General features: G+C 70.9%; 11 protein-coding genes and 1 riboswitch. Of the genes, 4 read left to right on the top strand and 7 right to left on the bottom strand.

Translation table 11 applies throughout. From position 1 onward, the window contains the following. Both BJ988_RS17170 and BJ988_RS17165 read left to right on the top strand, forming a co-directional pair. Window positions 1-216 (top strand): CbtB domain-containing protein, encoded by a 216-nt coding sequence (locus BJ988_RS17170; protein ID WP_179659100.1) that lies wholly within the window; start codon window positions 1-3, stop codon window positions 214-216. Continuing rightward, window positions 216-1,001 carry a CbtA family protein gene (locus BJ988_RS17165; protein ID WP_179659099.1) on the top strand — a complete coding sequence of 262 codons (786 nt, stop codon included), beginning with the start codon at window positions 216-218 and terminating at the stop codon, window positions 999-1,001. Before BJ988_RS17170 ends, BJ988_RS17165 begins: the two co-directional genes overlap by 1 nt. A 40-nt stretch (window positions 1,002-1,041) precedes the next feature. Here BJ988_RS17165 and BJ988_RS17160 read toward each other — a convergent pair whose 3' ends face one another. From BJ988_RS17160 to BJ988_RS17135, 6 genes are all read right to left on the bottom strand, one after another. Next, the gene (locus tag BJ988_RS17160; RefSeq protein ID WP_343051661.1) at window positions 1,042-1,719 is read right to left on the bottom strand and encodes a (2Fe-2S) ferredoxin domain-containing protein; all 678 of its coding nucleotides are present in this window, start codon (window positions 1,717-1,719) and stop codon (window positions 1,042-1,044) included. Beyond that, window positions 1,716-2,441 (bottom strand): cobalt-precorrin-6A reductase, encoded by a 726-nt coding sequence (locus BJ988_RS17155; RefSeq protein ID WP_179659098.1) that lies wholly within the window; start codon window positions 2,439-2,441, stop codon window positions 1,716-1,718. The genes BJ988_RS17160 and BJ988_RS17155 overlap by 4 nt, the downstream gene beginning before the upstream one ends. After that, on the bottom strand, window positions 2,438-4,033 hold the full coding sequence (locus tag BJ988_RS17150) for a cobyric acid synthase (RefSeq protein ID WP_179659097.1): 1,596 nt from the start codon (window positions 4,031-4,033) through the stop codon (window positions 2,438-2,440). The genes BJ988_RS17155 and BJ988_RS17150 overlap by 4 nt, the downstream gene beginning before the upstream one ends. After that, window positions 4,030-4,815 (bottom strand): precorrin-6A synthase (deacetylating), encoded by a 786-nt coding sequence (gene cobF, locus BJ988_RS17145; RefSeq protein ID WP_179659096.1) that lies wholly within the window; start codon window positions 4,813-4,815, stop codon window positions 4,030-4,032. The genes BJ988_RS17150 and cobF overlap by 4 nt, the downstream gene beginning before the upstream one ends. Then, entirely contained in the window at window positions 4,812-8,558 is a 3,747-nt protein-coding gene (cobN, locus tag BJ988_RS17140; RefSeq protein ID WP_179659095.1) for a cobaltochelatase subunit CobN, read from the bottom strand. The genes cobF and cobN overlap by 4 nt, the downstream gene beginning before the upstream one ends. Before the next feature lie 35 nt (window positions 8,559-8,593). Beyond that, window positions 8,594-8,711, bottom strand: a riboswitch (cobalamin riboswitch). After that, window positions 8,711-9,271, bottom strand: a complete 561-nt coding sequence (locus tag BJ988_RS17135) for a GNAT family N-acetyltransferase (protein ID WP_179659094.1) — start codon at window positions 9,269-9,271, stop codon at window positions 8,711-8,713. It overlaps the preceding riboswitch by 1 nt. 96 nt (window positions 9,272-9,367) lie before the next feature. Here BJ988_RS17135 and BJ988_RS17130 point away from each other — a divergent pair, with 96 nt between their 5' ends. Together BJ988_RS17130 and BJ988_RS17125 are read left to right on the top strand one after the other, a co-directional pair. Then, a complete protein-coding gene (locus BJ988_RS17130; protein WP_179659093.1) occupies window positions 9,368-9,988 on the top strand; it encodes a helix-turn-helix domain-containing protein in 621 nt (206 codons plus the stop codon). Then, window positions 9,981-10,694: an SRPBCC family protein gene (locus BJ988_RS17125; RefSeq protein WP_179659092.1), complete on the top strand. Its 714-nt coding sequence runs from the start codon at window positions 9,981-9,983 to the stop codon at window positions 10,692-10,694. Before BJ988_RS17130 ends, BJ988_RS17125 begins: the two co-directional genes overlap by 8 nt. 22 nt (window positions 10,695-10,716) lie before the next feature. On the opposite strand, the gene BJ988_RS17120 is transcribed toward BJ988_RS17125, so the two are convergent. Further along, entirely contained in the window at window positions 10,717-12,132 is a 1,416-nt protein-coding gene (locus BJ988_RS17120; RefSeq protein WP_179659091.1) for a phytoene desaturase family protein, read from the bottom strand. Between the last annotated feature and the right edge of the window lie 308 nt (window positions 12,133-12,440).

Raw genomic sequence — 12,440 nt, 5'->3', positions numbered from 1 at the left:
ATGTCGCAGCATGCTGTGGCGCCCGTCGCCGGCGCCGACCTTCCCACCATCCCGCTCCGTGAGCTGGCCCCCTGGGCGCTCTTCTTCGGGCTTCTCGGGTTGCTGGTGCTCTTCTTCATCAGCGCCGACCAGGGCGCCGTCTCGATCCCGTCCGGCACGCTCGTCCACGAGTGGGTCCACGACGGTCGTCACCTGCTCGGCTACCCCTGCCACTGATGAGCGCGCGTGCATTTCTCGTACGCGGCCTGCTAGCCGGACTCCTCGCCGGTGTCGCCACCTTCCTGGTGGCGTACGCCGTCGGTGAGCCGCAGGTCGGCGCTGCCATCGCCCTGGAGACAATCTCATCAGAAGACAGCGGCGGCGACGGACACTCGCACTCGCATGCCACCGAAGGTGGGAGCGAGGAGACTGCTGAGGTCTCCCGCACCAACCAGAGCACCTGGGGGCTGCTGACCGGCGCCCTGGCGGTCGGCGTCGCGCTCGGGGGAATCATCGGGCTGGTCGCCGCCGCCACGATGGGGCGCCTCGGACGGCTCACGCCGAGCCAGTCGACGGCGCTCGTCACGCTGATCGGCTTCGTTGCGGTCGCGTTGGTGCCCTTCCTCAAGTACCCGGCCACGCCACCCGCGGTCGGCAGCGGGGACACCATCGGGCTGCGTACGTCGGTCTACTTCGGCTACCTGCTCGTCTCCGTCCTCGCAGCCGTGCTCGCCACCTACGGCGCGGTGCGGCTGCGGGAGCGGGTCGGGACCTACGCGGCCGTCGTCGGCGGCACCGCCGCCTACCTGGTGGTCGTGGTCGTCACGGGCCAGCTCTTCGTCACGGTCAACGAGATCGGCGACTTCCCGGCGGACACGCTGTGGTCCTTCCGACTCGCCTCGCTGATCACGCTCGCCACGATGTGGGGCGTGCTCGGGGTGGCGCTGACCGGGCTGGTCGGCAGGTTGTACGCGGCGGAGCGCGCCGTCGCGGAGCGGAAGGCTCTCGCCGCCACGTTGTGACCTCGACGTGGAGCTGGGTGAGGACGAGCCGACTCGGCGGTCAACGGGGGAGGCGGTAGGCCTCCACAGGGCGGCCGTCGGCCAGGTGATCACGCACGATCACCCGGGCGGCGGCCGCCTCTACATTGCCGTACCAGACGTCGTCGGGCTGCACGCTGAGCACCGGCGCCTGGTTGCACGGGAACAGGCAGCCGGTGTGGGTGATCAGCAGGTCGTCGTCGCCGAGCCCGGCCTCCATCGCACCCAGGATCACCGCCCTGGCGGTCTCCTCCGAGCCCTTTGCGGTGCAGCGTGGGCCGCGACAGATCAGGACCTGACGTACGTGGCCGGGGACTCGCTCCCAGGCGGGCGTGGTCAGCCCGGGCTCGGTGCCGGTGATCGGCCGAGTCTCCGCGAACGCGTCGGGGAGCTCGGCGCGCGTGGTCGCCAGCCCGGTTGCGACCTGGATCTCGGGGCGCTTCCCGGAGCGCTCACGCCACCAGTGGGCGGCGATCCGGCGCAGCCAGGAGTGGCCGGGGGCGAGCGGTCCGAGGCTGACGCCGGCCAGCGTGATGGTTTCGGCTCCGGAGTCGGCGAGCCGGGTCAGCTCGGCTGAGAGCGACGGGCCGCCCATCTGCAGGAACGCGAGGCTCGCGCCGAGCTCGCCGGCCCAGGCGTGCAGATCCTGGCGCCGGTCGACATCGGTCACCGACATCCCGACGAGGACGCGGACGCTCACCGGAGCCCCTTGACCCAGGCGATCGCGTCGGCGACATCGTTGACCGTCTGGACCTCGCCAGGTCCGCCGGGTCGGCGGACGACGACCACCTGCACACCCAGCTCGGCCGCCGCGTCCATCTTCGGCCTGGTGTAGGTGCCGCCGGAGTCCTTGGTGATGAGTACGTCGGTGCCGTGCTCGCGCATCAGCGCGAGCTCGCCGTCGAGGTCGTAGGGTCCGCGGCTGTTCAGTAGGGTCCACGGCTCGGGGAGGTCGAGCTCGGGAGGATCGACCACGCGGGCCAGCGCGGCGTGTTCGCCGAGGGCTGGGACGAACCGGGCGAGCTCCTGGCGCCCGACCGTGATGAAGGGCCGCTTGCCGAGGTCGGCGGCAAGCGCGGCGGCCCGGTCGTGGGTGTCGACGTAGGCCCAGGACGGGTCGGCCGGCCAGCCGGGCCGTTCCAGCCTGAGCAGCGGATGGCCGGTCTGCGCACAGGCCGCGGCGGCGTTGGCCGACATCCCGCGCGCGAACGGGTGGGTGGCGTCGACGACCGCGTCGAACTCGCCGAGCGCCGCCTTCAGTCCCTCGACACCCCCGAACCCACCGATCCGCACCGCACCCACCGGCAGCCGCGGCCGCGCCACCCGCCCAGCCAGCGAGGAGGTGACCTCCACCCCCGCCTCGAGCAGCCGCGCCGCCAGGTCCCGCGCCTCACCGGTCCCGCCCAGGATCAACACCCTCATCGCTCGACCCCGCCCCCGCTGGTCGAGCCGCCGGAGCCGCTAGGCGGAGGCGTGTCGAGACCAACACAGTCCCCTGTCGCGCTCGAGGGGACCGTGTTGGTCTCGACACGACGTCGTTCGTCCCTCACGACGTCGGCTCGACCGACGGGGGAGCGGGCGAGGTCGAGCAGCGCATCGACGTCGAGGTGCTCCTCGACGAGGTCGCCGATCAGATCCATCCGACGCTCACGAGCAGCAGCGAACGAGACGTCCGACGGCTCACGGCCCAACGTGGCCTCGAGGAAGGCACCCCGCAGCGCATCGCCCTCCAGGCTCCCGTGCCACATCGTCCCGAAGACCTGCCCAGAACGGGCACCGCCGAGAAACTCCTCCACCCCGTCACCACGGGTGATCCGGCCATGGTGGATCTCGTAGCCGCTTGCCTCGACGCCCAGCGCCGACCCGATCGGAAGGCGGAGGTTCTTGGCGGGGGAGAAGTCGGTGCGTACGTCGAGCAGGCCCAGCCCCTCGACCTCCGCGGCGCCTTCGATCCCGCTCTGCTCGACCCCTTGGGGATCGGCGATCACGCGCCCGAGCATCTGGAACCCACCGCAGATCCCGAGGAGCGGGCGGCCGCGGCGTACGTGCTCGGTGATGGCCACGTCGAGGCCCCGCGAGCGGAGCCAGGCGAGGTCGCCGATCGTGGACCGGGTGCCGGGGAGCACGACGAGATCTGCGTCGGTGAGGTCTGCCGGTGAGGCGGCGAAGACGACGTCGAGGTCCGGCTCCAGGCCGAGCGCGTCGACGTCGGTGAAGTTGGAGATCCGGGGGAGGCGTACGACGGCGACCTTCCGGGTGGCGCCGGCCGCTGCGCGGCGGCCCTCGAGATCGAGGGCGTCCTCCGAGTCGAGCCACAACGACGGGTCCCAGGGGAGCACACCGAAGACCGGGCGCTCGGTGAGCTTCTCGAGGGAGGTGAGCCCGGGAGTCAGCAGCCCGACGTCACCCCGGAACTTGTTGATCACGAAACCGCTGATCAGGGCTTGGTCCGCGGCATCGAGAAGAGCGAGGGTGCCGTACATCGCCGCGAAGACCCCGCCCCGGTCGATGTCACCCACGACCACGGTCGGCAGCCCGGCATGCTGGGCCAGCCCCATGTTCACGTAGTCGCCCGCCCGCAGGTTGATCTCGGCCGGACTCCCCGCGCCCTCGGCGACGATCACCTCGAAGCGGGCGGAGAGATCGTCGTACGCCGCATGGGCCGCGGTCGCCAGATGCCGGCGTCCCGCCTCCCAGTCGTGCGAGGACACCTCCCCGGCGGGCTGCCCCATCAGCACCACATGGCTGCGGCGGTCGGAGCCCGGCTTGAGCAGCACCGGGTTCATCGCCGGCTCCGGGCTCACCCGGGCCGCCAGCGCCTGCACCCACTGCGCCCGGCCGATCTCGGCCATCGTCCCGTCGGGCGCCTGGCAGACCATCGAGTTGTTGGACATGTTCTGCGCCTTGTAGGGCGCCACCTTCACGCCACGGCGGGCGAACGCCCGGCACAGCCCGGTAGTCACCACCGACTTCCCCGCGTCAGAGGTCGTGCCGGCGACGAGCAGCCCGCTCATCGCCGCGGGGCCCGCAGGAGGTAGATGTCCATGACCCAGCCGGACGTCTCCCGCAGCCGGTTCCGAGCCTTCTCGATCGCCGGAAGGACCTCACCGACGGTGCCGGCGACCAGCTCCTCCTCACGAGTGCCGAGGTTGCCGCCCCACCAGATCCGCCAGTCCTCCAGGCCGGGCAGATCGACGACGCGGTTGAGCATCACCACGAGATTGTCGTGACCGGCCTCGACGGCCTCGTGCACCGCACGGCCGGTGGTGACGTAGAGCGGGCGACCGACGTCATGGAGCACCAGCCGGTGTCGCGCGGCGAGCAGCTGCACCGAGGAGATCCCAGGGATGACGTCGACCTCGACGTCGAGCTGCTCAGCGATCTGGTCGACGACCCGGATCGTGGAGTCGTAGAACGCCGGGTCGCCCCAGACCAGGAAGCCGACGTCGCCGGGGTTCTCGGCCAGCACGGCGAGATACTTCTCGACCCGGGCCCGGTGCCATGCGGCGACCGCCGCCCGATACTCCGCGTCGGTCCCGGTGAACTCCTCGCGCCGCTCGCGGGGCGCGTCGGCGACCTTGACCACCCGGGCAGGCTGCTGGAGGTGACGGTCGAGCAGCTCCTCGCGCGCCCGCACCAGCGGATCCGGCATTCCGCCCTTGGCCGTCCCCGACTTGTCGGTGACGAGGAAGTAGTCGACCGACCGCATCGCGGCGACGGCCTCGAGAGTGACCTGGTCGGGGTCGCCGGGACCGACGCCGATGATCTTGATCCGACGCTTGGCTGAAGAGCTCATTCCTCCTCCAGATCACCTTCGATGTCGAGATAGATCTCCTGCATAGCCGCGACGACCTCGGGGTCGGGCGACTCCCACAGGCCGCGCTCCGCCGCCTCGTGCAGTCGCTCCACGATGCCACGCAGGGCCCACGGGTTCGAGGTCCGCATGAACTCCTGGTTGGTCTCGTCCAGGACGTACTCGCGGGCGAGCTTCTCGTACATCCAGTCCTGCACCACGCCGGCGGTCGCGTCGAAGCCGAAGAGGTAGTCGACGGTCGCGGCCAGCTCGAAGGCGCCCTTGTAGCCGTGCCGCTGCATCGCCGAGATCCAGCGCGGGTTGACCACGCGGGCACGGAAGACGCGGTTGGTCTCCTCCTGCAGCGTCCGGGTCTTGATGGCGTCGGGGGAGGTGGAGTCACCGACGTACGCCTTCGGGTCCGAGCCGGTCAGTGCGCGGACCGTGGCGACCATGCCGCCGTGGTACTGGAAGTAGTCGTCGGAGTCGGCGATGTCGTGCTCGGCGGAGTCGACGTTCTTGGCAGCGACCTTGATCCGGCGGTAGTTGGCGCGCATGTCGTCGGCCGCCGGGGCGCCGTCGAGGTCGCGGCCGTAGGCGAAGCCGCCCCACGCCGTGTAGACATCCGCCAGATCGGCATCGGAGCGCCAGTTGCCGGCCTCGATCACCTGCAGGATCCCGGCACCGTACGAACCGGGCTTGGAGCCGAAGATCCGCGAGGTCGCGCGGCGCTGGTCGCCGTGCTCGGCGAGGTCGGCGAGCGTGTGCGCACGGACGTAGTTCTCCTCGGGCGACTCGTCCAGGTCGGCGACCATCCGGACCGCGTCGTCGAGCATCGAGACGACGTGCGGGAACGCGTCGCGGAAGAAGCCGGAGATGCGCACGGTCACGTCGATCCGCGGCCTGCCCAGCTCCTCGAGCGAGATGATGTCGAGGTGGGTGATGCGGCGCGAGGCCTCGTCCCACTCGGGGCGCACCCCGAGCAGCGCGAGCACCTCGGCGATGTCGTCACCGGCCGTACGCATCGCGGACGTGCCCCACACCGACAACCCCACGCTCGTGGGGTAGTCGCCGGTCTCGTCGAGGTAGCGCTGCAGCAGCGAGTCGGCCATCGCCTGCCCGGTCTGCCACGCCAGCCGCGACGGCACCGCGCGCGGGTCGACGGTGTAGAAGTTGCGCCCGGTCGGAAGTACGTTGACCAGCCCCCGCAGCGGCGAGCCCGAAGGCCCCGCGGGGACGAAGCCACCGTCCAGCGCGTGCAGGATGGCGGACAGCTCGTCGGTCGTCCCGTTCAGCCGCGGCACCACCTGCTCGGCGGCGAAGACGAGCACCTGCTGAACCGCCGGGTCATCGTGGAGCGTCTCGGCAGTGGCCGGGTCCCAGCCTGCTGCGTCCATCCGCTGCACCAGGTCCCGGGCCTTGGCCTCGATCTCGTCGACCGCCGATTTCCCGGTGGTCGAGCCTGTCGAGCGGTGTATCGAGCCTGTCGAGATGACCCCTTCTTTGAGCCCGAGCGCCGCCCGGAGCCCGGGCACGGCGCCCCCGACGCCACCCCAGACCTGCGCGGCCCGCAAGATCGAGAGCACCAGGTTGATCCGCGCCTCACCCTCAGGCGCGGCACCTAGCACGTGCAGCCCGTCGCGGATCTGGGCGTCCTTGATCTCGCAGAGCCAGCCGTCGATGTGGAGCATGAAGTCGTCGAAGTCGTCGTCCTCGGGCCGCTCCTCCAGGCCGAGGTCGCGATGGAGTTCGGCGGCCTTCATCAGTTGCCAGATCTCGCCACGGATGGCGGGCAGCTTGGCCGGGTCCATGGAGGAGATCCGGTCGTACTCCTCCATCAGCCCCTCCAGCCGCGCGATGTCGCCGTAGGACTCCGCGCGCGCCATCGGGGGCACCAGGTGGTCGACGATCGTGGCGTGCGCGCGGCGCTTGGCCTGGGCGCCCTCGCCGGGGTCGTTGACCAGGAACGGGTAGATCAGCGGCATGTTGCCGATGGCCGCGTCCGGACCGCAGGAGGCCGAGAGGGCGGCGTTCTTGCCGGGCAGCCACTCCATCGAGCCGTGCTTGCCGAGATGGACGACCGCGTCGGCCTTGAATCCGTGCTCGAGCCAGCGGTAGGCACCCAGGTAGTGGTGGCTCGGCGGCAGGTCCGGGTCGTGGTAGATCGCGACCGGGTTCTCCCCGAACCCGCGCGGCGGCTGGATCAGGATCACGATGTTGCCGGCCTGGAGCGTGGCCAGGACGAGCTCGTCGTTGTCGTTGACGAAGAGGCTCCCCGGCGTCGGCCCCCAGGTCTCGACCATCTGTTCGCGCAGGTCAGAGGGGAGGTCGGCGGTCCACGCGTCGTAGTCGGCCTTCGAGATGCGGACGTGGGCGTCGGTGAGCTGGGCGTTGGTCAGCCACTCCTCGTCCTGGCCTCCGGCCGCGATCAGCGCGTGGATCAGCGCGTCACCGGCAGCGGTCTCGCGCTCGGAGAGGACTGTGTTGGTCTCGACACCGCTCGCTGCGCTCGCGGGCTCGACCGACGTATCGCTGGTCGAGCCGCCGGAGCCGCTAGGCGGAGGCGTGTCGAGACCAACAGAGTCGATGATGCGTACGACCTCGTTGTCCTGCCCCAGGTCATACCCCTCCTCGCGCAGCCGCCGGAGCATGCGGATCGCGGAGACCGGGGTGTCGAGGCCGACGGCGTTGCCGATGCGGGAGTGCTTGGTCGGGTAGGCGGAGAGCACGAGCGCGAGGCGCTTGTCCTGGTTGGACGTGTGCCGCAGACGCGCGTGGTTGACCGCGATCCGGGCGACCCGGGCGGTGCGTTCGGGGTCGGCGACGTAGTGGGGGAGCCCCTGCTCGTCGAGCTCCTTGAAGGAGAACGGCGCGGTGATGATCCGCCCGTCGAACTCCGGGATCGCGATCTGGTTCGCCGAGTCGAGCGGCGTCACACCGTCGTCGGAGGCCTCCCACTCCGCGCGCGAGCTGGTCAGGCACAGGCCCTGCAGCACCGGGATGTCCAGCGACGCCATCCGCTCCACGTCCCAGGCCTCGTCCTCACCGCCGGCGCTCGCCGAGGCCGGCACGGAGCCGCCAGCCGCGAGCACGGTCACGATGAGCGCATCGAGGCTGCCGAGCGCCTCGTAGAGGTCGTCGGGGGCAGAGCGCAGGGAGCCCGCGAAGACGGGTACGCCGGTGGCCGCTCCGGTCGCGTCGATGGCGTCGGCCAGCGCGTGGGCGAACGCGGTGTTCCCGCTGGTCTCGTGGGCGCGGTAGTAGAGGATCCCGATCTTCGGCTTCCCGCCTGTCGGCTCGAGACCGGCACGTTCGGCGAACCCCCAGGCGGGCACCTCCGCCGGGGGCTCGAAGCCGAACCCGGTCAGCAGGACCGTGTCGGAGAGGAACGCGTGCAGCTGGGCGAGGTTGCCCGGCCCGCCCTCGGCCAGATAGCGGTGCGCCTCCGCGGCGACACCCATCGGGACGGTGGAATGCTCCATCAGCTCGGCGCTCGGCTGCTGCTCGCCGCCGAGGACCACCACCGGGGTGCCGCGCTCCTTGACGGCGCTCAGGCCGTCCCACAGGTCGGTGGGCGAGCCGAGGAGCCGGAAGACGACCAGGTCGGCGTCGGCGACGATGCGCTCGAGGTCGGCGGCCCGCGACGGGTTCGCCCAGACATAGTCGGCCTCGCTGGCACGGGCCGAGAGCAGGTCCGTGTCGGAGGTGGAGAGAAGAGCGATGCGTACGCGTGCAGGATCGGCCACGGCCAGTTCCTCCTCAGGGGTTCTCGCCCCATCGATCGGTCGGATCACCCGTGGCCAGTGTCTGGCTGTGTCCGTGCTCCAACACGGACAACACAGTGGCGGAACCGCCCCGGACTCTCACCGGGTTCCTGCACCACGAGCGTGGTCGCAGCCTACCCCGGCCGGCTCGCGAGCCACTGCGCGCGGGTGATCTCGTACTCGACCTCGCCCTCGGTGTGCCCGGCGAGCGGCTCGTCGAAGTCCTGGTGGAAGCTGCGTGCGAAGCTCATCCCGACCGCGACCATCGTCGCGCGCGAGGCCTCGTTGACGGCCATCGTCTGCGCGATCACCCGGTCGACGCCGAGGTCCTCCAACCCGTGTCGGAGCAGCTCGAGCGAGCCTTCCTTCGCGTAGCCCTTGCGCCAGTGGCGCTGCGGGAGCCGATAGCCGAGCTCGGCGGCATCGGTGCGCGGCGGGTCGTCGGGTGGCTCGAGCATGTAGAGCCCGACCGGCTCCCCGGCGGCGTACGCGATCCACTTGCCCTGCCCGTCGGTCTCCTTCGCCGCCCGGATCCACCGGTGCATCCGCTCCTCGGTCTCCTCCGGCGTCAGCGCGCGGGTGAACAGATAGCGGAGCACCACCGGATCGGAGTTGAGCTCGACGAGGAACGGCAGGTGCTCCTCGCTCAGCGGGACCAGCTCGAGGCGCTCGGTGCGCAGATGGGCCTGTGGCATGAGCGAGACATTAGTGGGGACGTACGCCGCGGGCACCTGGGTTCTGGGACGATCGACCCAATTGACAAATTAGTTTGTCAATTGCATCCTGGTCTCGTGAGCAACAACATCGTCTATGTCGATGAGCCGGACCGGGTGGCCGCGGCGCTGTCGCCTCTTCGTCGGCAGCTGCTCGGTCACCTGCGCGAGCCCACGTCGGCCAGCCAGCTCGCCGCGGCGCTCGATCTTTCTCGCCAGCGGGTCAACTACCACCTGCGGGCACTCGAGTCGGCGGGGCTGGTGGAGCTGGTCGAGGAGCGGCAGCGCCGGGGATTCGTCGAGCGGATCCTCCGCGCGAAGCCGGGTGCGTTCGTGGTCGACCCGTCGGTGATGGGCCGCGGGTCCGAGTCCGCCGAGAACGCGGGGCGGATCCAGGACCAGTTCGCTGCCGGGCACCTCGTCGGGGTGGCCGCCGCCACGGTGCGGGATGTGGCCCGCATGCAGGTCAAGGCGGACGAGCAGGGGAAGCGGCTGCTCACGTTCACGATCGAGGCGGCGGTGCGCTTCGCTGACGCCGCCGACGTGCACAGATTCACCGAGGAGCTGAGCGAAGCGCTTCGACGTACGGCCGAGGGCTTCGACAGTCCGACCGGTCGCCACTACCGCGTGATCATCGGGGGGCATCCCGCCCCGGCTGCGGCGACAGACCCAACCGAACAGGAGCAGAGCAATGAATGACATCCAGCGCGGCGAGACGCCGCGGATCGTGGTCACAGCGGCGGCCTCTGCCGATGCCGCGTGGCAGGCGCTGCGGGACCCGGCCACCATCCGGCAGTGGCACGGCTGGGAGACCGCCGAGCTCGAGACCGAGATCGACTCGATCTACTTCACCGACGTCGTCGAGGAGGCTGACCGGCGCACCCTGGTCGCCAACGGCGGCGACAGGTTCGAGATCCGGCCGGAGGGTGACGGCGTCCGGATCACCCTCACTCGCGCGCCACTGTCCGGCAACCCGGACTGGGACGCCTACTACGACGACGTCACCGAGGGCTGGAGGTCGTTCCTGCATCAGCTCCGGTTCGCGCTCGAGCGCCGGCCCGGGATGAGACGCCGAACGCTGTTCTTCGCCGACCGTGGCACCTACTCGGGCACCGTCATCGAACGGCTCGGCCTCGACGCGGTCGCCGGCCAGCCGGTGGGCAGCCGCTATGCGGCGACGATCGCCGGCGAGGACGTGGCCGGCGAGGTGTGGTTCCGTTCGGCGAACCAGCTGGGCTTGACGGTCGACGCCTGGGGCGAGGGCCTGCTGGTGATCGCCGGCACGGCGCCGTCGGATGCCGACCCGGCCGGTACGTCGATGGCCATCCTCAGCACGTACGGCCTCGACGACACCGACTTCGGGCAGCTCGAGGCGAGATGGTCCGGCTGGTGGGCCGACCACTAGGCGGGTGTGATTCCCCCGGCGCCTATGCCTCGCTCAGGTGGCGCAGAGCGCGGTGAGCGGCGTGGTAACCGCACATGCCGTGGACGCCGGCACTCGGCGGGGTGGCCGCGGAGCAGAGGAACATCCCGGGGATGCCGGTGTCGTAGGTGGCGAGCGTGGGACGGATGATGAGCTGGCGCAGGGTGTTGGCGCCGGTGCCGATGTCGCCGCCGACGTAGTTGAGGTTGTACGCCGCATAGTCGGCCGGCGTGGTGACGTGGGTGTCGACGATCTGGGACCGGAAGCCAGGAGCGAAGCGCTCGATCTGGGCGAGCACGGCATCGGTCGCGTCGCCCTCGTAGGCGTGCGGCACCTGGGCGTAGGCCCAGACGGGGTTCAGGTCGCCGGCCGAGCGGGACGGGTCGGCGACGTACTGCTGGCCCAGCAGCACGAACGGCCGCTCCGGCATCCGGCCGGCTGCGATCTCCCGCTCGCTGTCCGCCACCTCGGCGATGGTCCCACCGAGATGGACCGTCCCCGCGCGGGCGATCTCCGGGTCGCGCCACGGGATCGGGCCGCGGACGGCCAGATCGAGCTTGTACGCCGCGGGGCCGTACTTCCATCTCCGCATCGCCCGGCGTGACCGCGGGGGGAGAGCGGCGCCGGCGATGTCGGCGAGGGCTTCGGGGCTGGTGTCGAACAAGGTGACATCGGACTCGGGCAGGTCGGCGAGGGCGCGGACCGTGGTGCCGGTGACGATCGTGCCGCCGAGCTCCTCGAGAAGCTGCGCCATGGCGAGGGTGATGGCGTGCGAACCGCCCTCGGCGACCGGCCAGCCGTAGCGATGTCCGCTGACCAGGAGCATGGTGCCCACCGCGGCCGTGCCCGGGCGGTGCAGCGGCTGGAAAGCGTGCGCGGCGCAGCCGGCGAAGAGCGCCTTCGCACGCTCCTCACGAAAGGCCCGGGCGAGCACGGTGGCCGGCGGCGCTGCCCGCACCCCGAAGGCGGCCATGCGGAACGGGTGGCGGGGAAGACGCAGTATCGGACCGAGGACGTGGTCGGCGATCGAGTCGAAGTCTCGTACGACCGGGCCGAACACCTGCTCCCAGCGCCGGCCGTCGGCCCCCAGACCGGCGGCGGTCTCCTCGATGGAGCGGTGCAGCAGCGCGGCCTGGTCCCCGTCGAGGGGATGGGCGAGCTCGATCTCGGGATAACGCCAGGCCAGGCCGTACTTCTCCAGCTCGAGCTCACGCAGGAACGGCGACGCCACCCCGAGCGGATGGATCGCCGAGCAGATGTCGTGACGCAGCCCGGGCGCGGTCAGCTCGGCCGTGCGAGTGCCGCCGCCGACCGTCTCCGCAGCCTCCAGCACGACGACCTTCACGCCGCGCCGGGCGAGCACGATCGCGGCCGCCAGGCCGTTGGGTCCGGCGCCGACGACGGTCGCAGTTTGCGTCATGTGAGACATGCTCTCGCTGGTCGGCCGCGAGCGCCAGCGAGGTGTGCTCGCAGGTCGAGCCGCGAGCGCCAGACGGGTGCGTCCCGTCCGTCGGGCCATGAGCGTTGGGCGAGTGTGCCCCGTCGGTCGAGCCATGAGCGTCGGGCGAGGTGCCCCGTCGGTCGAGCCGCGAGCGCCAGCGAGCGTGTCGAGACCAACACGGTCGACTCGAGCGCCGATGGGACCGTGTTGGTCTCGACACGTCGTCGTTCGTTCCTCACGACGACGGCTCGACCGACGGAGAGGCGACGACGGCTGGGCCGACGGAT

This window comes from Nocardioides panzhihuensis (assembly GCF_013408335.1).
Classification (GTDB): Bacteria; Actinomycetota; Actinomycetes; order Propionibacteriales; family Nocardioidaceae; genus Nocardioides; species Nocardioides panzhihuensis.
The sequence above is the reverse complement of the archived record's forward strand: the minus strand, read 5'-3'. Positions and strand labels throughout refer to the sequence as shown.

Coding starts and splice junctions, on each gene's coding strand:
- BJ988_RS17170 (WP_179659100.1), top strand. CDS start 1: ATGTCGCAGCATGCTGTGGCGCCCGTCGCCGGCGCCGACCTTCCCACC.
- BJ988_RS17155 (WP_179659098.1), bottom strand. CDS start 2,441: ATGAGGGTGTTGATCCTGGGCGGGACCGGTGAGGCGCGGGACCTGGCG.
- BJ988_RS17165 (WP_179659099.1), top strand. CDS start 216: ATGAGCGCGCGTGCATTTCTCGTACGCGGCCTGCTAGCCGGACTCCTC.
- BJ988_RS17150 (WP_179659097.1), bottom strand. CDS start 4,033: ATGAGCGGGCTGCTCGTCGCCGGCACGACCTCTGACGCGGGGAAGTCG.
- BJ988_RS17125 (WP_179659092.1), top strand. CDS start 9,981: ATGAATGACATCCAGCGCGGCGAGACGCCGCGGATCGTGGTCACAGCG.
- BJ988_RS17135 (WP_179659094.1), bottom strand. CDS start 9,271: ATGCCACAGGCCCATCTGCGCACCGAGCGCCTCGAGCTGGTCCCGCTG.
- cobF (WP_179659096.1), bottom strand. CDS start 4,815: ATGAGCTCTTCAGCCAAGCGTCGGATCAAGATCATCGGCGTCGGTCCC.
- BJ988_RS17120 (WP_179659091.1), bottom strand. CDS start 12,132: ATGACGCAAACTGCGACCGTCGTCGGCGCCGGACCCAACGGCCTGGCG.